At 64.8% G+C, this 21,858-nt stretch carries 21 protein-coding genes; 14 read left to right on the forward strand and 7 right to left on the reverse strand.

What is annotated here, in order from left to right:
• The first annotated feature begins 27 nt into the window (after nt 1-27).
• Nucleotides 28-849 (forward strand): sulfurtransferase, encoded by an 822-nt coding sequence (locus tag ACSS7Z_RS06935; protein ID WP_438253773.1) that lies wholly within the window; start codon nt 28-30, stop codon nt 847-849.
• A gap of 27 nt (nt 850-876) precedes the next feature.
• Here the strand turns inward: ACSS7Z_RS06935 and ACSS7Z_RS06940 are convergent, their stop codons facing one another.
• Nucleotides 877-1,791: a hypothetical protein gene (locus tag ACSS7Z_RS06940; protein ID WP_438253774.1), complete on the reverse strand. Its 915-nt coding sequence runs from the start codon at nt 1,789-1,791 to the stop codon at nt 877-879.
• A 248-nt stretch (nt 1,792-2,039) separates the two neighbouring features.
• Here ACSS7Z_RS06940 and ACSS7Z_RS06945 point away from each other — a divergent pair, with 248 nt between their 5' ends.
• Together ACSS7Z_RS06945 and ACSS7Z_RS06950 are read left to right on the forward strand one after the other, a co-directional pair.
• Nucleotides 2,040-2,705, forward strand: a complete 666-nt coding sequence (locus tag ACSS7Z_RS06945; protein ID WP_438253775.1) for an acyl-CoA synthetase — start codon at nt 2,040-2,042, stop codon at nt 2,703-2,705.
• A complete protein-coding gene (locus ACSS7Z_RS06950) occupies nt 2,702-3,061 on the forward strand; it encodes a hypothetical protein (RefSeq protein WP_438253776.1) in 360 nt (119 codons plus the stop codon). The genes ACSS7Z_RS06945 and ACSS7Z_RS06950 overlap by 4 nt, the downstream gene beginning before the upstream one ends.
• A 234-nt stretch (nt 3,062-3,295) precedes the next feature.
• Here ACSS7Z_RS06950 and purB read toward each other — a convergent pair whose 3' ends face one another.
• Together purB and ACSS7Z_RS06960 are read right to left on the reverse strand one after the other, a co-directional pair.
• The gene (gene purB, locus ACSS7Z_RS06955) at nt 3,296-4,678 is read right to left on the reverse strand and encodes an adenylosuccinate lyase (RefSeq protein WP_438254272.1); all 1,383 of its coding nucleotides are present in this window, start codon (nt 4,676-4,678) and stop codon (nt 3,296-3,298) included.
• Nucleotides 4,679-4,703: 25 nt separating this feature from the next.
• Nucleotides 4,704-5,168 carry a low molecular weight protein-tyrosine-phosphatase gene (locus ACSS7Z_RS06960; protein WP_438253777.1) on the reverse strand — a complete coding sequence of 155 codons (465 nt, stop codon included), beginning with the start codon at nt 5,166-5,168 and terminating at the stop codon, nt 4,704-4,706.
• 201 nt (nt 5,169-5,369) lie between these two features.
• Between ACSS7Z_RS06960 and ACSS7Z_RS06965 the strand changes: the two genes are divergently transcribed.
• A complete protein-coding gene (locus ACSS7Z_RS06965; protein ID WP_438253778.1) occupies nt 5,370-5,633 on the forward strand; it encodes a hypothetical protein in 264 nt (87 codons plus the stop codon).
• Nucleotides 5,630-6,901, forward strand: a complete 1,272-nt coding sequence (locus ACSS7Z_RS06970; RefSeq protein WP_438253779.1) for a hypothetical protein — start codon at nt 5,630-5,632, stop codon at nt 6,899-6,901. Before ACSS7Z_RS06965 ends, ACSS7Z_RS06970 begins: the two co-directional genes overlap by 4 nt.
• Nucleotides 6,902-6,912: 11 nt before the next feature.
• On the opposite strand, the gene ACSS7Z_RS06975 is transcribed toward ACSS7Z_RS06970, so the two are convergent.
• Entirely contained in the window at nt 6,913-7,311 is a 399-nt protein-coding gene (locus ACSS7Z_RS06975) for a phage holin family protein (RefSeq protein ID WP_438253780.1), read from the reverse strand.
• 73 nt (nt 7,312-7,384) lie between these two features.
• On the opposite strand from ACSS7Z_RS06975, the gene ACSS7Z_RS06980 reads away from it, so the two are divergent.
• From ACSS7Z_RS06980 to ACSS7Z_RS06995, 4 genes are all read left to right on the forward strand, one after another.
• Nucleotides 7,385-8,464 carry a histidinol-phosphate transaminase gene (locus tag ACSS7Z_RS06980; protein WP_438253781.1) on the forward strand — a complete coding sequence of 360 codons (1,080 nt, stop codon included), beginning with the start codon at nt 7,385-7,387 and terminating at the stop codon, nt 8,462-8,464.
• 30 nt (nt 8,465-8,494) lie between these two features.
• On the forward strand, nt 8,495-9,628 hold the full coding sequence (locus ACSS7Z_RS06985) for a thiamine pyrophosphate-dependent enzyme (RefSeq protein ID WP_438253782.1): 1,134 nt from the start codon (nt 8,495-8,497) through the stop codon (nt 9,626-9,628).
• A complete protein-coding gene (locus ACSS7Z_RS06990) occupies nt 9,625-10,605 on the forward strand; it encodes an alpha-ketoacid dehydrogenase subunit beta (RefSeq protein ID WP_438253783.1) in 981 nt (326 codons plus the stop codon). The genes ACSS7Z_RS06985 and ACSS7Z_RS06990 overlap by 4 nt, the downstream gene beginning before the upstream one ends.
• Nucleotides 10,606-10,717: 112 nt before the next feature.
• On the forward strand, nt 10,718-12,037 hold the full coding sequence (locus ACSS7Z_RS06995) for a dihydrolipoamide acetyltransferase family protein (RefSeq protein WP_438253784.1): 1,320 nt from the start codon (nt 10,718-10,720) through the stop codon (nt 12,035-12,037).
• 33 nt (nt 12,038-12,070) lie between these two features.
• Here ACSS7Z_RS06995 and ACSS7Z_RS07000 read toward each other — a convergent pair whose 3' ends face one another.
• Nucleotides 12,071-13,627: a helix-turn-helix transcriptional regulator gene (locus tag ACSS7Z_RS07000; protein WP_438253785.1), complete on the reverse strand. Its 1,557-nt coding sequence runs from the start codon at nt 13,625-13,627 to the stop codon at nt 12,071-12,073.
• Between the two features lie 172 nt (nt 13,628-13,799).
• On the reverse strand, nt 13,800-14,048 hold the full coding sequence (locus tag ACSS7Z_RS07005; RefSeq protein ID WP_438253786.1) for a LapA family protein: 249 nt from the start codon (nt 14,046-14,048) through the stop codon (nt 13,800-13,802).
• 271 nt (nt 14,049-14,319) lie between these two features.
• Here ACSS7Z_RS07005 and ACSS7Z_RS07010 point away from each other — a divergent pair, with 271 nt between their 5' ends.
• The 5 genes from ACSS7Z_RS07010 (at nt 14,320) to ACSS7Z_RS07030 (ending at nt 21,102) form a co-directional block, all read left to right on the forward strand.
• Entirely contained in the window at nt 14,320-15,462 is a 1,143-nt protein-coding gene (locus ACSS7Z_RS07010) for a DUF998 domain-containing protein (RefSeq protein WP_438253787.1), read from the forward strand.
• On the forward strand, nt 15,459-16,571 hold the full coding sequence (locus tag ACSS7Z_RS07015) for a hypothetical protein (protein ID WP_438253788.1): 1,113 nt from the start codon (nt 15,459-15,461) through the stop codon (nt 16,569-16,571). The genes ACSS7Z_RS07010 and ACSS7Z_RS07015 overlap by 4 nt, the downstream gene beginning before the upstream one ends.
• On the forward strand, nt 16,571-17,242 hold the full coding sequence (locus ACSS7Z_RS07020; RefSeq protein WP_438253789.1) for a GAP family protein: 672 nt from the start codon (nt 16,571-16,573) through the stop codon (nt 17,240-17,242). The genes ACSS7Z_RS07015 and ACSS7Z_RS07020 overlap by 1 nt, the downstream gene beginning before the upstream one ends.
• Nucleotides 17,243-17,337: 95 nt before the next feature.
• On the forward strand, nt 17,338-19,053 hold the full coding sequence (locus ACSS7Z_RS07025) for a cation:proton antiporter (RefSeq protein WP_438253790.1): 1,716 nt from the start codon (nt 17,338-17,340) through the stop codon (nt 19,051-19,053).
• 24 nt (nt 19,054-19,077) lie between these two features.
• Nucleotides 19,078-21,102 (forward strand): FUSC family protein, encoded by a 2,025-nt coding sequence (locus tag ACSS7Z_RS07030; RefSeq protein WP_438253791.1) that lies wholly within the window; start codon nt 19,078-19,080, stop codon nt 21,100-21,102.
• Here the strand turns inward: ACSS7Z_RS07030 and ACSS7Z_RS07035 are convergent.
• Nucleotides 21,073-21,858, reverse strand: a complete 786-nt coding sequence (locus ACSS7Z_RS07035) for a tyrosine-protein phosphatase (protein ID WP_438253792.1) — start codon at nt 21,856-21,858, stop codon at nt 21,073-21,075. The genes ACSS7Z_RS07030 and ACSS7Z_RS07035 overlap by 30 nt on opposite strands.

A 21,858-nucleotide genomic window follows, 5' to 3' on the forward strand; every position in this document is an offset into this window, starting at 1 on the left:
GGCCCGGGAGCGCCGTAACCTGGGGGTATGTCACAGATGGTGAGCATGGCTGAGTTGGCCGAGCTGATGAGTTCCGACGTGCGCATTCTCGACGTGCGCTGGAGTCTGGGTCAGCCGGATCGTAGAGCGGATTATCTCGAGGGACACATCCCCGGTGCGGTGTACGTCGACCTGGAATCTGAGTTGTCCCGGCCGGGCCGGCCCGACGAGGGACGACACCCGCTGCCGTCGACCGAGCAGGTTCAGGATGCTGCGCGGAGCTGGGGCATCAACGACGGCGACGTCGTCGTCGCCTATGACGATGCGGGCGGTTTGCCGGCGGCTCGCGCCTGGTGGCTGCTGCGTCAGGGCGGCGTCGATGTGCGAGTGCTCGATGGTGGCTGGGCCGCCTGGTTGGCGGCCGGTGGTGATGTCGAGACAGGATCTGCCGAGTACACCCGCGGTTCGGTGACGTTGCAGGATGTCGCAGGGCGCAGCCTCACGATCGATGAGGCGGCACAGTTCCCGGCATCCGGCGTGCTGCTGGATGTGCGTGCGCCGGAGCGCTACCGGGGCGAGGTCGAACCGATGGATCCCATCGCCGGACACATCCCGGGTGCGGTGAATCTCCCCACCACGGCGCACCTCGCTGAGGATGGAACGCTACGTGACCTCGATGAGCTGCGCAGGAACTTCGCCGCTGTCGGTGTGCTCGATGGCACGCCCGTGGCCGCGTACTGTGGTTCGGGCATCACGGCCGCTCACACAGCGCTGGTGCTCGCTGAGGCCGGGATAGACGCGAAGCTCTTCCACGGCTCCTGGAGTCAGTGGTCGAACACGCCGGGGCGCCCGATCGCAACGGGAGAGTAGCCGCCGCTTTCCCCAGACCTGCAGATCTCACTCCCGCGCATCGTACCCCCAGCGCAGGATGAGCATCCCGGGGCCCCACCCCTGGCGTACCTGATGGATCGCCGTTGCCCCATCGAGGCAGAGGGGCGTCACGGTCGTATCGTCTGGCGTCTCCTGGACCTCTTCCAGCCACGTCGGTAGCGCGTCAGGATGGAATTTTGTCCACAGCATCAGGTCGCGGCACCGCCTGGCCACGCCGTGACCGGTCTCGCTGGTGCCTGGGTAGCCGGGCGGGTACTCCAGCTTCCATTCGATCATCGCGGTCTGCGCCGGACCCAGCGGACGCTCGAGTTCCATCATTGCTCCGTGTACCTCACCGCTCGGGTGCGAGTAGCGGCGTGAGATGCGTCCGCCCCCGAGCATGCTGAACAGCGGCGCGGGAGTGGGGGCCCCCGGGGTCATATCGATATAGGGCACGTCGGTGATGGTTCCGGAGGTTGACTGCAGCAGCGTGCGGGTGGTGCGGGATATCACGAAGCCGTCTGCTCCGACCTCGGTGACAGCAGTGGTGGAAACGTCGCGTGCGGGGTCGAGCACAGCTGCCCCCAGTCCGGTGAACGTTTCAGCCGTGAGCTGTTCCAGGCGATCGTGCGCCAGCGGGTACTGCACGCGTCCTATCGGCCCGACCCGGTGCGTGGGTCCGATCAACGACATCAGGGCGCCGCGTTCCAGCGCGAGCAGCGACTCGATCTCTTCGACTGCTGCGATCGACCGTGGCCCTTCTGGCCGACGTGCGCCCGAGCGCCAATAGCTGAGCGTGGCCGCCGCGATCGGATTCCCCCCGTCTGCCAGACGCTCGCGAAGCCAGGTCATCGTGACCCCGCGCTCCACGATCGCCGCACGGAAAAGCGTGGTGAACTCCGGCCGGTGAACGCCGGTAACAACTTCTTCTTCGAACTTCACAGACGACCCCAGGTGTGTGAACGAGCAATCGGTATCTTTGAGCCTAAGACCAAGCGCAGACATCGGGGCCCGGTGTCAGAGGCGAGGTCATCGGCAGAACCCCCCTGCATATGGTGCGTGGTTCGGCGCTGCTCTGGGGGCAGCGCCGAACCCGCATGCTGCCGCTCGCGTCCGGCAGCCCGGTTGGAGTGCGTACTCTTTCGCGCGCGTAGACTGGACATATCATCCCGGAGAACCGAGGAATCGTCATGTCTGCCCCAGTCCGCACATTCACCGTGCGTCACGTTCAGTTGTTGCGCGCATTTTTCGCCGCCGTATCTGCCCTCATGATCACGTTCTCCTCCGACCACTCCGCTGTGGTCGGCTTCTCCGTCTTTGGCGGCTTCGTCGCAGCGAGCGGAATTGTTCTCGTTCTCGGTGCTTGGCTGGCCGTGCCCGCCGGGGCACGCGGGTCGCTGATCCTGCTAGCCGTGATCAACCTGGCCGCCGCGGCTGTCAGCAGCGTGCCGGCCCTGCGGGTGGATGCGGCCTTCTTCATCGTCGTGATTGTGTGGGCCGCGGCATCCGGTCTGGTCGAACTTATCGCGGGCCTTCGCGCGCGTCGCACGGATGCGACGGCGAAAGATGCCATCACGGTCGGCGCGCTCGGGCTTCTGCTCGCGATCATCCTGCTCGTCATTCCGGTGGGTTATTCGCTGCAGTACAGCGTCGAGGGCGCCGGTGAGCTGACGTTGACGGGGATCATTCTCGCTGTGGGCATGCTCGGCGGGTACACCGCGATCGTCGCGGTCTTCCTCGCGATCGCCGGATTCTCGCCACTCCGTGCGGAAGAGACGCCCCGGGGCGAGACGACGAAGGATGCCGATTCCGCTGCCGCCGCAGGCGAGCGGATCGAGAGTGGAGGAGCCGCGTGAGCGAGAACAAGCCCAACCGCCGAGAGCTGCTGCGCCCGCTGCACCTGCTCGGAATCGCCCTCGTGTGCGGTGTCTTCGCAGCCGTGGTCACGCTGGTGTCGGCCGGTGCCTTCACTGATCGGGTGAACACGTTGATCGCCAGTGGCAACTACGACGGGCTGACCCCGGTCGTTCTGGGCCTGGTCGTCGGCGGTGGCGCGTTCATCGTCACCCTGCTGGTCATGTCGATGCTGATTCTTGCCGTGGACCCGCGTGAGTACGAAGGAAAGACGCTCGACCGGCCCGTCCTCTACGACGAAGAGCCTGACGACCAGCCGAGCACCGACTCGACCGGAACTGACTCCACGAAGTCCTAGCTCCGGGGCCTGCCCGCGTCTCGCGACCGCGTCACACTAGTGGCGGGTTCGGCGCGGTTGCACCCGCCCTTTGTATGACGCGCGGCCGTTCCGTGTCACACAAGCGGTGACCTTGGCAGATCGCGACCCGCATCTTCTGTAACACGGGCCCACCCGCGGGCAACACGGGCAAGCCCGCGGGCAACACGGGCCCACCCGCGGGCAGTACAAGCCCGCCCGCGGGCAGCGCGCGAACTACTTGGCGAGGCGCTCCGCGATGCCGGTGTAGCCCGCGGGAGTCAGCGCGAGCAGACGCTGCTTGGCAGCATCGCCGATCTCGAGACCTTCGACGAAGGATGCCAGCTCCGCCGCCCCCACACGGTGACCGCGGGTGAGCTCCTTCAGCAGTGCATATGGGTCCTGGATGCTCGAGCGTCCGGCGACGACCTCGGCACGGATGACGGTCTGGATCGCTTCGGCGAGAACTTCCCAGTTCACGTCGAGGTCGGCCAGCAGTACCTCGCGCGCCAGGGAGATCTCGTTCAGGCCGCGGCGCAGATTGTCCAGCGCCAGCAGCGAGTGCCCGAAAGCGACGCCGATATTGCGCTGGGTCGTGGAATCGGTGAGGTCCCGCTGCATGCGCGAGGTCACCAGGGTCTGCGAAAGCGAGCCGAGCAGTGCCGCCGAGAGCTCGAGGTTCGCCTCGGCGTTCTCGAAGCGGATCGGATTGATCTTGTGCGGCATCGTCGACGAGCCGGTCGCGCCGGCAACCGGAATCTGCGTGAAGTAGCCGATCGAGATGTAGGTCCAGATGTCGGTGGCGAGGTTGTGCAGGATGCCGCCGGCATGACGCATCCGGTCATAGAGCTCGACCTGCCAGTCGTGCGACTCGATCTGGGTGGTGAGGATGTTGAATCCGAGGCCGAGCCCCTCGACGTAGGAACGCGCAACCTGCGGCCAGTCGACGGAAGGATCGGCGGCGAGGTGTGCAGACCAGGTTCCGGTCGCCCCGGAGAACTTCGCCAGGTAGTCGGATGCCGCAATCTGAGCGCGCACGCGCTCCAGACGCCACGCGAAGACAGCGAGCTCCTTGCCCATGGTCGAGGGCGTTGCGGGCTGCCCGTGCGTGCGGGAGAGCATCGCGGCATCCGCGTGTTCAATCGCCAGTTCGCGCAGCTTCGCGATCACGCCATCCAAAGCCGGCAGCCAGACGTTCTCGACCGCGCGCTTGACGGTCAGTGCGTACGAGACGGAGTTGATGTCCTCGCTGGTACAGGCGAAGTGGGTGAGCTCGGCGATCGAGTCCAGCTCGAGCGTCGACAGCCGGTCGCGCACGAGGTACTCGATGGCCTTCACGTCATGGCGGGTGACGGCTTCCTTCTCGGCGAGCCAGTCGATCTCAGCCTGGCCGAAGTCGCGGTACAAGCCGCGCAGGCGGTCCTTGTCAGCATCCGACAGCGGAGACGTCTCGAACAGCGAACGATCAGTGAGGGCGATCAGCCACTCGACTTCCACCTCGACCCGCGCACGGTTCAATCCCGCCTCGGAGAGGTAGTCGCCGAGGGCAGCGACAGCCGGACGGTAGCGTCCGTCGAGGGGGCTCAGTGGCTGGACAGGGAGAGCATTCGGGGAAGTCAGGGCAATCCTCCTGATCGGGCCCCACTCAGTTCTGGGGCGTGGTGCGGGGCGTCGTGCGGCTGGGACGCAGGGCGGGTTCGAGCTGACGAAACAAGCCGCGGGTCGCGGTCTCAATCATAGCCAGCACCGCATCGAACATCGCCGTGTCGGCGTAGTACGGATCGGGCACGTCCATGCCGTCGGCGTCGCGGTCGAAGGAGAGCAGCAGAATGACTTTGCCGACCTGGTCCTCGTCGCGCGCCCACTCGCGAAGAATGCGCTCGTGCGTGCGGTCGAGTGCGACGACGAGGTCGTTGTCGGCGAAGGATGCTGCGGTGAACTGCTTCGCGCGATGTTGCGAGCCGTCGTATCCGCGGCGCTGAAGCGTCTCGATCGTGCGATGATCGGCGCGCTCGCCGACATGCCACTCGCCGGTGCCAGCACTGCTCGACACGATTCGCGAGCCCAGCCCCTGGTGTTCAGCGAGGTCGCGAAACACCACCTCCGCCATGGGCGATCGGCAAATATTGCCCGTACACACGAAGATGACGCGGAAGGGGTCCGGCGATGTCACGGGATCCATTCTGCCGGTCGTGGCACCCCCTGCACAGCGATGACGTCCTATTTCACACAATCCGGCGTTGCAGCGGGCTGTGCACAGTTGCTGGGTTCTGCCCTCCGCACCGCGGGGTGAACCGGGCAGGGTTGGCACATGTTCACCTACGACATGGCGGTAGCACCCGCCACGGGGACACTCTTGGAGTGGATCTCGGCAATCAGAGCAGTACAGAAGGCGATCAGTGCGCTCGAAGACGCTGGAGCGGCGCTGATCCCGCTCCTGTACGAGAGCGAGTGGCAGGCCGACGGTGTGCGCCGCCTGCATGAGCTGATCGTGCAGCTGAAGGCGGGCACGGCCGCGGAAGCGGGGGACTTGGGCACACGCCTCTGGGAGATCCAGTCGAGGCCGACACCATGAGCGGCTCGGTCACCATCACGCACGGCGGCGCCATCGCGGTTGATCCGGAGGCGCTGCGGTCGGTGTCGCGCAGACTGCTCGCCATCGTCCCCACTCTCATCGAGGCGAGCTCCGCGGCGCGCACCGCTTACGGACATGTGCTGAACATGCCGGGTGTCAGGCCGCGAGTAAACATGGATGCCCTCTGGGCCAGTGCTGACCGTGCCGAGGCCATGAGTCAGCAGTGTCAGATGGCGGCCGAGAACACGCTGCTGATGGCTGACGTCTACGAACTGGTCGAGTTGAAGGCGGAGCTGGCGGCCCTCGAGATTCGAGAGGGTGCAGAAGCCGAGGCGATCATGGCGCGCATTGCCGAACTCGAAAGATCCGATCCGCGAGTCCCCGACATGGAGGCCTGGCTTCTCAAGGGATGGGACGAGGGGCGGTATGAGGGGCTACTCGAACAGCAGACCGGTCTTCCGTTTCTCGACGCCTCTCTGCTTTTCCTGCTCGCCTCGCGTATCGGCTCGAGCCGGATGGGTGTGCTTCGGCCGGGCGCGACGCTTTCAGGCGATGCTGCGCCGGTAACGGTGACACCGGTCAACACCAGCTCTCCGATCGCGCCACCGACGAGTCTGGCGGAAGCATTCCGCCGCTTTCCCGAGACGAAAGAGGCGCAGTTCAAGGTCGAGAAGTACACGATGGTCGACGGTGAAGAGCGGTTCGTGCTGTACGCAGAGGGCACATCGGCCCTGATGGGCGGCAATCCGCTCGACATGAAATCGAACGTTGAGCTGTACTTCGGTAACGAGTCCGCGTCGCACCAGGCGAGTCTCGACGTGCTCGCCGCGGCCGGTGCGAAAGCAGGCGACCGTGTCGACGTGTACGCCCACTCGCAGGGTGCGATCAACGCCGCCTATCTGGCGACGCAGAGCGAATTCGATGTGCGGGTTCAGGTGACAGCGGGCAGTCCGGTGCATCCGGCGCTTGAGGAGAACCAGCTGCTGATCGAGCTGCGCCATACCGATGACCTCGTCAGTGCGCTGGCTGGCGGGGGCGGGCCGGGAGGGACAGGTTCCCCGGACAGCTTCGTCGCGAGCCGCATCGGCGACCCGGCCTATCACCCGCATGACCTGCTGATGAAGACGCACTACCTCGACACGTACATCGAGACGGCAGAGATGGTGGATGCCTCGGGAGACGTGCGACTCGACGCGATCAGGGAGAACTGGCGCGAACTCAACCAGGCCGTGTCGATTGAATCAACGGAGTACGTGACCAGCCGATAGCCGGCGTCAGCTCAGCGGCGCTTCTTCTTCTGCGGACGCAGGATTGCTCCGAAGACGGCGTTGATGACCGAGATGATGATCGCAGCCAGTACGCCCCACCAGAAGTCCCCGACCGTGAGACCCCAGCCGAAGCCCGAGGTGATGGCCGCGGTGAGCCACAGCAGGAACCCGTTGACGATGAAGGAGATCAGCCCGAACGTGAGCAGATAGAGCGGGAACGCGACGATCTTGATGACCGTGCCGATGATCGTGTTCACCAGGGCGAAGATCGCCGCCACTGCCAGCAGCGTGAGCACGAGCTGCAGTGTCTCACCAGGGGCGAACGCTCTGATCGACACCTGCAGGGCGGGGATCAGAGTCACCACCCAGAGGGCGAAGGCGTTGATGACGACTCGAATGATGAAGCGCATGGTGGAATCAGTCTCGCATGGTGATCGACTGTGCGCGCGGAGATTTGCGGGCCAACGCTCGTAGACTCAGAGCGTGACTGAGCCGATTCTTCCCCGCATCCGTCCTGAGATCGCGGCACTGGCGCCGTATAAGCAGGGCCGTCAGGCGGGTCCCGATGCGTTCAAACTGTCCAGCAACGAGAACCCCTTCGACCCGCTGCCATCGGTCGTGTCGGCGCTGCAGAGCGCAACTCCGATCAACCGCTATCCGGATGCCGCAGCGACCCGCCTGCGCGAACGTCTGGCCAGCCGCTACGGCGTCGGCAGCGATCAGGTGCACGTCGCCAGCGGCAGCGTCGCGATCCTCTACCAACTCGTGCAGGCCGTGGCATCCGTGGGTGATGAGGTTATCTATGCCTGGCGCTCCTTCGAGGCCTACCCCGGTCTGCCGCTGGTCGCCGGTGCGACCGGCATCCCGGTCCCGCTGACCGAGGACTCCCGCCACGATCTGGACGCCATGGCGGATGCGGTCACCGAACGCACCCGCGCGATTCTCGTGTGCACCCCGAACAACCCCACCGGTCCGATCGTCACGAGCGCGGAGTTCGAGGCCTTCGTCGCCCGGGTCCCCGCCGATGTGCTGATCATTCTCGATGAGGCATATGCCGAGTTCGTCACCGCGGAAGACGCTGTCGATGGCCTCGCCGAGCGCGTCTACGAGCAGCATCCGAACGTCGTCGTGCTGCGCACCTTCTCCAAGGCATACGGCCTGGCTGGCCTGCGCGTCGGCTACGCGATCGGCCACACCGCGGTGCTCAATGCGGCGCGCGCGACCGGCATTCCGCTCTCGGTGACTGCGGCCGCCGAAACCGCGGCGCTGGCCAGCCTCGACGCGGAAGCAGAACTCCTCCAGCGCGTCGCCGTGCTCGTCGAGCGCCGCACAACGGTGATCGCGGCGCTGCGTGCACAGGGCTGGGACGTGCCCGACAGTCAGGCGAACTTCGTCTGGCTGCCCACGGGAGAGCGCACGGACGAGGTCGCCGCGGTCTTCCTCGACGCCGACATCGTGGTGCGGCCGTTCTCGGGCGACGGCATCCGTATATCCGTCGGAGAGCATGAATCCGTGGAGAAGGTCCTACAGGCTGCGCAATCCGTTGTGGAGCGCCGACAGTGATCCGTGCATCTGCTCGGCTAGCGTAGAACGGTGACCTCCTCAGAGACCGATATCGTCCGCGTCCTGGAGGCGGACGGCCGTTTTTCGCCCAGCCCTGCCGCCGAGAAGTACCTGCCGTTGATCGAGGCGATCAGCGACTCGGACCTCGAGCAGTTCTATCGAGACATGGTCGTCATCCGCGCGATCGATGACCAGGCGACCAACCTGCAGCGGCAGGGACAGCTGGCGCTGTGGCCGCCGAGCCGCGGTCAGGAAGCCGCCCAGGTCGGCTCCGCTCGCGCCGCGCGCACCCAGGACACCCTGTTCCCCTCCTACCGTGAGCACGCGGTCACCCGCATCCGCGGCGTCGACACCCTCGGCATCATCAAACTGATGCGCGGCGTCTCGCACGGCGGCTGGAACCCGATGGATCCAGTGAACGGCAACACCCGGCTGTACACGCTCGTGCTCGGCTCGCAGACACTGCACGCCACCGGCTACGCCATGGGTCTCACCTTCGACGGAAAGACCGGCACCGGAGACGTCGACCGTGACGAAGCCGTCATCGTCTACTACGGCGACGGCGCCTCCAGCCAGGGTGACGTGCACGAGGCGATGGTGTTCGCCGCCAGCTACCAGGCGCCGACCGTCTTCTTCCTGCAGAACAACCAGTGGGCGATCTCCGTGCCCGTCGCGACGCAGACACGGGTGCCGTTCACGCAGCGCAGCTCCGGCTACGGCATCGAAAGCATCCACGTCGATGGCAACGATGTTCTCGCCAGCTTCGCGGTCTCTCGGGTCGCGCTGGACGAAGCGCGCGCAGGCAAGGGCCCCCGCGCGATCGAAGCCGAGACATACCGTCTCGGCGCGCACACGACCAGCGATGACCCGACGAAGTACCGCGAAAGCTCCGAGGAGCAGGCCTGGGCTAAGCGTGATCCGATCACGCGCATGCGTGCCTTCCTCGAGGGCAAGGGCGCGGCCGCTTCGCTCTTCGAAGAGGTGGATGCCGAGGCATCCGCTGCCGCCGACGATCTGCGCGTTCGCACCCTGGAGCTCGGCACGCCCCCGGCGAATCTGATCTTCGACCACGTCTACAGTGAGCCGCACCCGCTGATGGCTGAGCAGCAAGCGTGGCGTGAAAACTACGAAGCGTCGTTCGGCACCGAAGGAGGTCAGGCATGACGCTTGAGACGATGCCGTTCAGCAAGGCACTCAACGCAGGCCTTCGCAAGGCGATGGAAGACGACCCGAAGGTCCTGCTCATGGGCGAGGACATCGGAAAGCTCGGCGGGGTCTTCCGAATCACCGAGCACCTGCAGCGCGACTTCGGCGACAGGCGCGTGCTGGACACCCCGCTTGCGGAGTCAGCCATCGTCGGCACGGCGATCGGACTGGCGATGGGCGGCTTCCGTCCGGTGTGCGAGATCCAGTTCGACGGGTTCGTATTCCCCGCATTCGACCAGATCACGTCGCAGCTCGCGAAGATGACCAATCGGCACGAGGGCGCCCTGTCGATGCCGATCGTGATCCGCATTCCCTACGGTGGGCACATCGGCGCGGTCGAGCACCACCAGGAGAGCCCCGAAGCCTACTTCTCGCACACTCCGGGGCTGCGGGTGGTCTCGCCCTCGACGCCGAACGATGCGTACTGGATGATCCAGGAAGCCATCCACTCGAATGACCCGGTCGTCTTCCTCGAACCGAAGAGCCGCTACTGGCACAAGGGCGAGGTCGATGTTGCACAGTCAGCGGCGGGGCTGCACGCCTCGCGCGTGGTGCGCTCGGGCAGCGACGTGACCCTGGTCGGCCACGGTGCGATGGTCACGACGCTGTTGCAGGCGGCTGCGCTCGCCGAAGGCGAGGGAACCAGCTGTGAGGTCGTCGATGTGCGTTCGCTGTCGCCCGTCGACTACGGCCCGATCCTCGACTCTGCTCGCAAGACCGGGCGCATGATCTACGCCCAGGAAGCCCCGGGCTTCACCAGCGTCGGCAGTGAGATCGCAGCGACCGTGATGGAGCGCGCGTTCTACGCTCTGGAGGCACCCGTGCTGCGGGTGTCCGGGTACGACGCGCCGTTCCCGCCAGCGAAACTCGAGGGTACCTTCCTGCCCGATGCCGACCGCATTCTCGAGGCCGTCGACAGGTCGATGGCCTACTGATGTCGTTCACAACTCCTGAAGAATCGGCCCTGCGGCCGACCGGTGACGCCGTTTTTCCCGATTCCCGCGTATTTTTCAGGAGTTGTGAACGCGGCGGACGAGAGGACCAAGCATGAGCACCCAGAACTTCAACCTTCCAGACGTCGGCGAGGGCCTGACCGAAGCCGAGATCGTCAGCTGGAAGGTGGCCCCCGGAGACACGGTGGCGATCAACGACGTGATTGTCGAGATCGAGACGGCGAAGTCGCTGGTCGAGTTGCCTTCGCCGCATGCCGGCACCGTGGGGGAGCTGCTCGTCGAGGAGGGCAAGACCGTGGAGGTAGGATCTCCCATCATTACCTTCGTTTCGGATGCTGCGACACCTGCCGGCGCTGCCCCCGCCGCTCCTGCGGCTGAGGAGGCCGGTGGCTCGGTTCTGGTCGGATATGGCACCGGCGCGGGCGCGACCTCACGCCGCACCCGCCCCGCCGTGCGCCCGGTGCGCTCGTCCGTCGGCGTGATCGCCAAGCCGCCGATCCGCAAGCTCGCCCGTGACCTCGACGTCGATCTGTCGTCGGTGACGGCGACCGGAGCCGACGGCGAAGTCACCCGGGATGACGTCATGAAGCACGCCTCGCAGGCCAGTGTCTTCCGCAATATCGAGACTCCGGAGTGGAGCACCGTGCGCGAAGAGACCGTTCCGGCACCCCAGAACGCCTCGGTGGGTCTGGCTCGCGGCATCGCCCCTGCGGGCCGGACCGAGTCGATTCCGGTCAAAGGCGTCCGCAAGGTCAGTGCTTCGGCGATGGTGCAGAGCGCGTACACCGCGCCGCACGTCACGGTGTGGAAAGAGGTCGATGCGACCCGCACCATGGAGCTCGTCAAGCGGCTCAAGGCCTCGCCGGACTACGCCGACATCAAGGTCTCACCGCTGCTGATCGTCGCTCGCGCCGTGATCTGGGCGGTCCGTCGCAACCCGATGGTCAACGCCGCATGGGTCGAGACCGAGGACGGCGCCGAGATCTCGGTGCGCCACTACGTCAATCTCGGCATCGCCGCGGCGACGCCGCGTGGGCTGCTGGTGCCGAACATCAAGGACGCGCAGGATCTCAGCATGAAGGATCTCGCCCGCGCGCTCAACCGACTCACGCTGACCGCGCGCGATGGCAAGACCCCGCCGGCTGATCAGCAGGGCGGCACCATCACGATCACCAACATCGGCGTGTTCGGGATGGATGCCGGAACCCCGATCATCAACCCGGGCGAGGCCGGGATCGTGGCGATGGGCACCATCAGCCAGAAGCCATGGGTCGTCGACGGTGAGGTGCGGCCGCGGTTCGTCACGACCGTCGCCGGCTCCTTCGATCACCGCGTCATCGATGGGGACAGCATGAGCCGTTTCATCGCCGATGTCGCCAGCATCCTGGAAGAGCCCGCCCTGCTCGTGGACTGACGGGCAGGTGCCTCAGCGGAGCGCTCAGAGCGCTCAGCTGGGGACCGCGGGGTTCGCGATGCTCGGCAGGAGATCTGCGGCTATTCGGATCGCTTCCTGGCGGGTGGAACAGCCGAGCTTGCGGTAGAGCGAGCGCAATTGCGACTTGATCGTGTTCGGTGAGACATGGAGAGCTCGAGCGATCGCCGCCGTTGTTCCATGTGTCGTAATCGCTTCGAGAACACGTTTCTCACGGCCGGTCAGCTGCGGACGCGATCGGAGAAGGACATGCTGCAGGTCAGAGATGTTTGCTGTCATGCTTTCGGACGACTGCGCAGGCACGCGCGCGGTGACGCGTTCGATCAACACGCTGGGAACCGATGCGAAGAGCCGGCGATGGTCAGGGTTGGCTCCCCACCGGGCCACTTTCGCCGCGGTGTACTCATCGAGATCCCCGGCGCGAGCACACTGAAGCCAGGCTGCCAGCAGAGCGCACTCCACGCGTTGCCCTAAGCCCAGCGTCGGGTCGGTGCTCAGAATGCGAATCCCGTTTGCGGCGGAGCCGAAGTCATCCGTATGCAGCGCCAATCTCACCGCAGTGAGCTGGGTGAACAGCCCCTGATGGGCACCATCTTGAGCCAAGATCTTACGCGCGGCTCCGAACTCCTCGGCTGCGGTCAGCGCCTCGACGGCGGCAGACGTCATGACATCGGAAGCGAAGGACCCGGGGCGTGCCGCATGCGTTTGGCTTGCGAGCTGCAAAGCCTCGAGAGCTTCGTGAGGGTGCTCGTGCGCCAGGAGAGCGCGCGTTCGTGCGAGGAGCGCAAACGGCCAGGTCACTTCGACGCTGTCGTAGGGCTCGAGCGCAGATATCTTCTCGTCGAGGTCGTCTGTCATCCGGTCGGCGCTGATGAGCGCGCTTGCAGCCACCATGGTGGCGGTGCTGGATCTCACATGTGCCGGCGACGGAGGTGCCTGCATGAAGGCATCGGCCAGCGCGCTGTCGGCATTGTCCAGGGAGCCGCGGACGGCGTGCGCGAGCGCGGTGCGGCTGAGCGTCAACCGGACCGCATCATCCTGGATCGACAGTCGTGCCAGTTGCGTCGCACTCGAGAACTCCAGGAGCGCACGGGCAGTGTCTCCCGCGCTCAGAAAAGTAGATCCGATCTGCAGGTGGTAGAACCAGAGCGGGCCATCGGTTCGGTCGCGCGAACAAGCACGGGTCTCGATGATTCGATGGGCGAACTGTCGGGCATAGTCCAGTGCTTGGGACTCATTGCCCTTCATGCGATGCGCGATCATATGCCCGAGGATCAGGAGATCGAGCTGGTCGGGGCTCAGCGCACGCGCTGTATCGGGATGAATCGCCGGCAACGACCACGTGGCAATGCGCGACGACGTGTATGACATCGGGTCAGTGATCAGAAGAACGGGGTGTTCTTCAATGACATCTCGAGGCAGGGCGCTCACCGCGGCGCGCATGAGATCCCAATCGGTGTTGAACAACGGCCAGCAGTGGAACAGGATGCTGCGGGCGATGAGTTCGTGGTTGCCGGTGCTGAGCGCGCGCTCAACCTCGACCTTCGCGGCGATCGCGTCATTCGGGTTCACCTGAGTGGCCCTCTTCTCGTCAAGAGTGCGGTGTCATCATCGGCTCGTCGGCAGCGCTCGGGGGAGACTACCGACGAAAAAGATCCGGTTCGCGTCCACCATCCCATAAATACTGTCTGGCGTGTCTCACCGGGTAAAAGGAGACGGCCGCCCGGCGCCGGGCGGAAACGTGCTACTTCCGTCGTGGTCGGAACCAGGGGAAGAGCGAACCGATGACGACGCCGGCGAGTAGAACCGCGAGAAACCATCCCCAGGCGGGCATGGTGAACTGAAGAAAGAGAAAGCGCAATGTAGCGGGGCCGACATTCGAGAAAACAAACGAAAGCGCGGCAATTCCCAGAAGAATGGCGATGATCGCCTTAGTGCTGTTCACTGCGCGATCTTTGCCGGTTGCGCCCGACTCTGGCTGTTGGTTCGTCATGCGTACTCTTTCTTCACTCTGTCGGTGGAAAATGAGCGATTCCCGCGAAGGGGCCTCTCTGAACGGACATTACCCACATTTGCCGCGCACCCGCGAGAGGGTGAAGCGCGGGTGAGGCTCTGATGAATCTGGGGGTGATGAAATTTCGGCATGGGGGCGGCAGTAATGCCCCGATGAGGACAGAGATGTGGGCGGTTCCGTCCGGGGTCCCGGTGAGCTGTATGCTCACACCTGTGGCCGATGTTCCCTTTTCCCAGCATGGGGAGTCCTGATGGCGAGCACTGTGGAAAATGACGAAAGTGTGAGCCGGTCGCAGACGACTCCGGCGAAACACCTGCCTGCCTTCTGGCGTCAGCATTGGAGGCTTTCGGACAGCGAATCCTTCGCCCTCATTCTGGCGGTTGGTGCTTTCGTCGTGAGCGGGCTGATCGCTGTTTCGGTTTTCTGGGGACGAGAACTCCCGATTTCTGGTCGTCAATCAGTGGGCGAATTCGCTGCGATCAGCGCTGCGATTGCGGCAGTGCTTTCTTTCGCCGGGTCGCGGTTGGCGGTGCGCTATCGATTGCGGTCGCGATCTGACCGGGCCACGCGACTGCGTTTTCAATGGTTCGATCTGGTGGCTTTGTCGCTCGCTCATGGCGTGATCGCGCTCTTGGGCTCCCTCGGCCTCGCCACGGTTATGCAGCAGAGTTTTCTGGGAGCTACGCTCTACGCTAATCCTGCCGCGGCAATCGTCGCCGCGTTGACGGCGCTGAGCGCCTTCTGCGCCTACCTCAGCGGGACGGCCATGTCCCCTCGGCACCTGTCGCTGGTGCTCGCGGTATTCCTCGCGGTGGGAATGATCACGGCGATGTTGAGTTCCAGCGACCCGCGGTGGTGGCAGCTGAACCTCTCCGCACTCGGGATCACACACGATATCTCGTCGCTCACTTTCAACCTGACGCTGATCGTGTCGGGTGTCATCATCACCACGATCGCTCGCTTCGCAACAGCCGGCCTGCCGTCTTCCACCTCATCTGAGCTTCGTCGTCGCCGCATCGTTTGGGCGCTCTTCGTGCTCCTGGGCGTAATGCTGTCTTGCGTCGGACTGTTCCCGGTCAACCGATTCCTCGTCATGCACAACACGGTGGCAACAGGGATGACAGTCGCCTTCGCGGTACTGACGATCGCGCTTCCGTGGCTCGTTCCCAGCATGCCCCGGATCTTCCTCCTGCTGGGCTTCGTCTACGTCGCCATCATCATCGGGCTGGTGGTGCTGTTCGTGACGGGCGTCTACAACCTCACCGCCGTCGAACTTGTATCGTCCGTGCTCATCTTCAGCTGGATCATCCTCTTCCTGCGCAACGTCGAGCCGAGCGGACAGCACGTACCTGACGTCAGCGGACACGCGCGGGACCCCGAGGAGCGACGATGACCGACCCCGACGACGGCGCGACCCTCACCCGCCGAGTGCGAGAGCTGGAAGCCGAGAACACCAGACTCAAGGGTGAGAGAGGCTCGTCGAGTCCCATCGCGGGCGGCCGCTGGCGCGCCGTGGTCTCGGCTGTGTGCATCGTGGTGGCGTCGGTCCTTGTTCCGGCATCGATTATCGGCGGATGGGCTCGGATGCAGCTGGTCAGCGAGGATGCGTTCGTCGAGACGCTCGCACCGCTCATCGATGATGACGCTGTACAGGACCTCATCATGGTGGAGACGATGTCAGCAGTGCGCGCACAGGTGGACTTCCACGCGCTGACAGACGAGGTCTTCGATGCGATCGCCGATCTGGGCGTGCCGTCCAGCGCAGCAACTGCCCTCGATATCCTTCGCCAACCAGCGGCGGAAGGTATGGCTGGGATCGTGGAATCGACTCTGGCGACCGCGGTGGCATCCGACGTCTTCTCTGACGTGTGGGCGACCAGTCTGCGGGGCGCGCATCGAGCATTCACTCTGGCATCCACGTCTGACGGCGGCGGCATTATCGTCCTGTCACACGACCGTGTGGGAATCGCCACGGGACCTCTCATCGCGGAGCTCAAAGAGATGCTCGTCGATCGCGGTGTCGGCGTCGCTGCGATCATCCCCGAGACTGATCGCATGATCGTGCTGGGCGACGGCGAGACGCTTCGTACCATTCGTTCCACCCATGCGCTGATTGAGGCGATAGGGCAGTGGCTGCCGCTCGTGGCGATCGGGCTCTTCGGCCTGGGGATCGGGCTTGCTCGCCGCCGGAGCACGGCAGTCCTCGGCGCAGGGGTCGGTGCGACGATCGGAAGTGGGGCGCTCGGGGTGGTACTCCTGATCGGTTCCGCCGGCGTCCCCCTCGTCGCAGCGGAACTCGGTTTCGTGTCGCCCGGAGTCGAAGCGATCTACGGGCACCTCACTGATGGCATCGTGCGCGGCGTGTGGCTGATCGTGGTCATCGGCATCATCACCGCTATCGGTGGATGGTTCTTCGGGCGCTCCTCGAGCGCGCTGAGTTCCCGGAGCGCTGTCGCAGCCGCGACCACATCGATACGACAGAGACTGGAGGCGCGGCACTGATGCTTTCTCTGCTCGGAGACATCCTGACGCTCGGCATCGGCGTCGCGATCAGCCCCCTCGCAATCGTTGCGGTCATCCTCATGGCAACCTCGGGTAAAGGTCGCACAAACGGCACGGCTTTCGTGCTGGGCTGTTACACGCTTGCCGTGCTGTTGGTCGGCGCGCTCGTCCTCATCGGACGTGCATCTGGCTCAGATGAGGCAGACTCCGGCGCTAACATCACCGTGGATGCTCTCGAGATCCTGCTCGGCGTGGGCCTGCTCGCCCTGGCCGTGCATCAGTGGAGCAAACGTTCAGAAGTCGAGCCGCCGAAATGGCTCATGGGGCTCGATCAGCTGACCATCGGGAAGGCTTTTCTGCTTGGCGTACTGCTGTCTGGTCCGCTCTCACCGAAGGACGTGCCACTGCTGATTGCGGCGAGCGGAAGAATCTCGCAGGCACATCTTCCCGCTCAGGAAGTCATCCCGGTGATTCTCCTTTTCGGTCTCATCGGGATCAGCGCGGTTGCGGTTCCGTGGCTGATCAGTGTTATCGCGCCGGGTTCGGTAGAGCGGCGCCTGACCGGTGCGCGGTCGTGGCTGTTGGCGAACCATTCCGTGGTGATGACGGTGCTCTTCGTGATCCTCGGTTTCAAGTTGATCGGCTCAGGAATAGCCGACCTTGCGGGCTGACCGATGGAGTCCGCGGGAGAGCGCGATGCGCGCGCGAATAGTGGTTCAGGTATGACGAATCTGCGGCCTCAGGACGATGGCGGGGAGAGTGCACGGTGTCGGTAGAACTTTTGGTCGTCATTCTTGCCGGCGTGCTGGTGATCGTGCTGGCGCATGTGCTCTCGAGTCGGATCGGTGTCGCTGGACCGTTGATCTTGGTGGCGATCGGTCTCGCCGTCGGCCAACTGCCGTGGGTTTCTGCCATCTCTGTGGCGCCGGAGCTGATCCTTGTCGGGGTGCTTCCTCCGCTGCTTTACTCGGCGGCGGTCTCGGCCCCGGCGATCGAGTTTCGTCGCGATCTGAGCACCATCAGCGGTCTCTCTGTGCTGCTTGTGATCATCAGCTCACTCGTCTTGGGGCTTTTCTTCTTCTTGATCATTCCGGAGATCGGCTTTCCGCTCGCCGTTGCGCTGGGAGCAATCCTGAGTCCAACGGATGCTGTTGCGACGTCAGTCGTTCGCAAACTCGGTGTGCCGAGGAGAGTCGTCACGGTACTCGAAGGCGAGAGTCTTCTCAATGACGCGACCGCTCTCGTCCTGCTGCGCACCGCGATCGTCGCGGTGGCATCGAGTTTCTCGCTGTTGGCGGCAGTCGGATCATTCATCTGGGCAGTTTTCGCGGCGCTCGTGGTCGGGGCATTCGTGGGGTTGCTGGCGCTGAGACTGCGCGCGTGGACCACCAGCGCGACCGCCAATACCGCGATCGGGCTCACTGTCCCCTACCTCGCCTATCTGCCCACCGAAGCTCTCGGAGGGTCCGGTTTGGTCGCGGCCGTGATCGCCGGAGTTGTCTGCGGACAGGGGGCGTTGAGGTGGCTGACCCCGGAGCAGCGCACATCGGACAAACTCAACTGGCGCACACTCGAGTTCTTGCTCGAGGGTGCGATCTTCCTCATCATGGGGTTGGAGCTGTACGGAATCGTTGAGGACAATCGTGCGGCCGGCGAGAGTCTGCTCCCCGGCCTCGGCATAGCGGCGCTGGCCTTTGTCATTCTGATGCTGGTGCGAACGCTCTACGTCATCCCGGTGCTGAGCCTGCATACCGCACGGGTGAGACGTGCAGTCCAGGGCCGCATAGATGCGAGCACAACCATCCCGCAGGACGACGACGAAGAAGGTCACTCCTCCCGCTGGCAGAAAGTCATCGGATCGCGTGCAGCACGCAATCCGAAGCACCTCGGAAAGCTGCGCGCAGATGTCAGCTATTTCGAATCGTCCCCGCTGACCTGGAAGCACAACACGATCATCGTGTGGGCGGGAATGCGCGGTGCGGTGACTCTTGCTGCCGCACAGACACTGCCCGAGAACACGCCGAAGCGTGACCTGATCATCTTCATCGCCTTCGTGGTTGCGGCAGGCAGTCTTCTGCTGCAGGGCCTTACTCTGCCGTATCTCGTTCGCCTGCTCGGTCTGCTCCGGCCCACTGGCGGCGGCCCGCCCCGCGCCGAGATTCGCGAGATCAATCGGGAGCTGAGGAAGGCAGCCAGCACAGCTCGGGAGAATCACACGCTCGTCCGTGCGGATGAGACAGAGTTCCCCGATGGTGTTTTCGCTCTTCCCGGTTCCTGGTTCGTAACCGCGCGCGACCCCGCAGCGCAGCCCGACAGGGCGGAGGAGCTGGCCTTCGAACTCGCGCTCCTCGCAGTGATGCGGGTGCGTCTTCACGAGCTGGGGCGGTCGGGGCGGCACACGACGAGCGCGCTGCGATATGCCCTTGACGAGCTCGACGCCTACGAGATCAGCGTCAAGCTTCAGCTCGGAAGCGAGGAATAGCAGTGGAAACGCGCCAGGTCGGCATTGGCTACTGAAGCACGGCACAGCCCGTGGGTCCGTGCGCTGGTGCGCGTCACTCCGGCGCGGATCCAGTGGGAGCGCGTTGGGCTCGCGGCTGTCGGTGTCACCGTGCCCGTCGGACTCAGCCTGCTGATCGATCCGCGGGATGCGACAGTCATCGGGGCCGGAGCTTTAGCGTCCATGGGCGCGCTGGTGGGATCGGTGATGGATACCGGCGCCGCCGGCGCCGAACGAGTACGACGAATCACGCTGGTGACGGCCGCGGCATCCATCGGCTTCGCACTCGGTGTCCTGGTTTACGGTCATTCCGTCTTTACCCTCGTGGCAGTGATCCTTGCCACGCTCATCTCCGCACTGTCTGGAGCAATCGGCCCGGTAGCCTCCAAAGCGGGACTGTACTTTCTGGTCTATGCGGTCACCGCCGCCAACGCAGATTTCGGCCTTGATCCCGCGTGGCAGGCGCCGTTGATCTTCCTCGCAGGCGGGCTGTGGCGGCTGTGTCTGACGGCAGTGTCGGCCGCGCTTATCGGAGTGAGGCTTTCTCCTGAGCGACGAGCCATTGCGCAGGTGTACACGGCACTGGCCGCCCAGCTGGCGGCACAGTCGGAGGCGGCAGCCAGCACGGCAGGGCTGAAGCTGACGAACGCCCTCGACGATGCATACGACACGCTGGTTGCATCGCGAACGAACATCACCGAACGAGACATCCGCTGGCAGGAACTGGTCACCATCCTCAACGCCTCGGCTCCCGCGGTCGATGCGGCGATCGCCGTGGCAGCGAAACAGGTGGTCGCGCCGAAGGAGACGATTACCTATCTGCGCGGGGTCGCCGCGTGGATCGCTGATGCGCGCCACCCGCTTCCGGAGCTTCCGGTGACGCACTCGGCGGGTGCCGAGGTCGTCGCCCTCCGCATGGCACTCGAACGCGTGGACCGAGCCGTCGCTCAATTTTCTGCCGCCGGATCGGGACGTGCAGAGCAGCTCGTCGCTCCTGATCTTCCTGCGAGGCAGACGTTCGCTGATCTGGTGCACCGGGTGGAAAGGCCGCTGTCAGCCGGAGCGGAGACGTGGCGCTTCGCTGGTCGGCTCGTTCTGTGCATGGCGATTGCGCAGGGAGTGTCCATCGCGCTACATCTGGATCGCCCCTATCTGGTCATGCTCGCGGTCGCGCAGGCGATGAAACCAGACTTCGGGTCGATCTTCGCACGGGCAGTCCAGCGTGGTTTCGGCACGATGATCGGTGTTGCCATCGCCGCGCTGACGATTTCTCTGGTTCCGCACGGAGGCTGGCAGATCCTCGTGATTCTGCCGCTGGCAGCGCTGATTCCGATCGCGATGCCGCGAAACTTCGGACTGTTCTCTGCGATCATGACGTCGCTGGCAGTGCTGCTGGTGGAGCTTCATGCCGGCGCAAGTGCGGGGCTTGTCAGTTCACGGCTGATGGACACGGTGCTGGGGTGTGCGATTGTCTTGCTGATCGGGTATCTGCCGTGGCCGGCGACGTGGCGGGCGCCCCGCAACCTGGCGAAGAACGTCGCGGGGCTGGCTCGATCCATCGCGCAGTATGCGGGAATCGCGCTGGAGGATCAGGTGACTGACAGTGATGCGCAGCGTGCGGCCGCAGCTCGCCGCGCGCTCTACCGCCAGATCGCGGACATGCGCACGTTGGTGGCTCGATCCCTGTCCGAACCCAGAATTGCCGATGCGGCGTCCGCGTGGATGCTGGAGATCGCCGCTTTGGAGCGGGTCACGGATGCGATCACCGCGGCAGCGACGACGCAGATCGCTTCCTCCACCACCGTCGATCGGCAAGCCACGGAACGTGCTCAGGCCGCGCTGCGGGAATTGGCGGATGCGATCGAGGCCGGTCGCGCGCCGCAAACGGTAGAGCCTTCCGGCTCGGGGCCGCTCGCGCTGATGGATGACGAGATCTCATCAGCGCGAGCGGCGGCTTCTGCGTGGTCAACGCGCAATGCGAGATCACGCAAACGGGTTCACCTACGCCGCGAAGCGGGCACGGAGCAGTGAAAGCTCGTCGGCAGTGAGGCCGGCCGAGCGGAGATATCCAGCAGCATCGCCATGGTGATCATCCACCCAGGCGAGAGCCTGTTCGATCGCTTGCGGCGGGGTGCCGGTGATCAGCAAGCGAAGAGCGGGAGTGATTTCAACGCCGTAGCTCGAGACTGCGTGGATCATTCCATCGGCCCAGGCCCCCGCGAGGTTGTTCTGGGAGGCGGCATAATCATCGATCACTGCCGCGCGCTCGACGCCTCCGGCATCGAGCATGAGGGCAGTCGCAAGACCGGTGCGGTCTTTGCCTGCTGTGCAATGCACCAGCACAGCGCTCGCAGATGACCCCTTCTCTGCGACAATCAGGCGAGCGATCTGCACGAATGCGTCCGCGCTGCCGGCAAGCATCTGCGTATAGAGATCCCCCAGGGTGGGAACGTCAAAATGCGCTGGCGGCGTCTTCGCTGAGGAAGAGTCGTTGCCCAGCTGCATCGCCATATCTGCCATCGCACCCTGGAGAATCGGCAGCTCCACGACAGTGATCGGGCGCGAGTCGGGGATGCGGTCGGGGGCGACAGTGCGCTCTGCCTGCGTACGAAGATCGACGATCACGCCGACGCTGGTCGCAGCGAGAGCCTCGAGCCCCTTCGGTGTCAGCGACGCGAGAGCATCCGAGCGCAACAGCACGCCAGGTGGCGTTACGCCACCGCCTCGGAGGGGCAGGCCGGCGGTGTCACGGAAGTTGTACAGGCCCTCGATCGGGGATGCGGTCAT

It is taken from the genome of Microbacterium wangyouchuni (genome assembly GCF_051546305.1).
GTDB lineage: Bacteria > Actinomycetota > Actinomycetes > Actinomycetales > Microbacteriaceae > Microbacterium.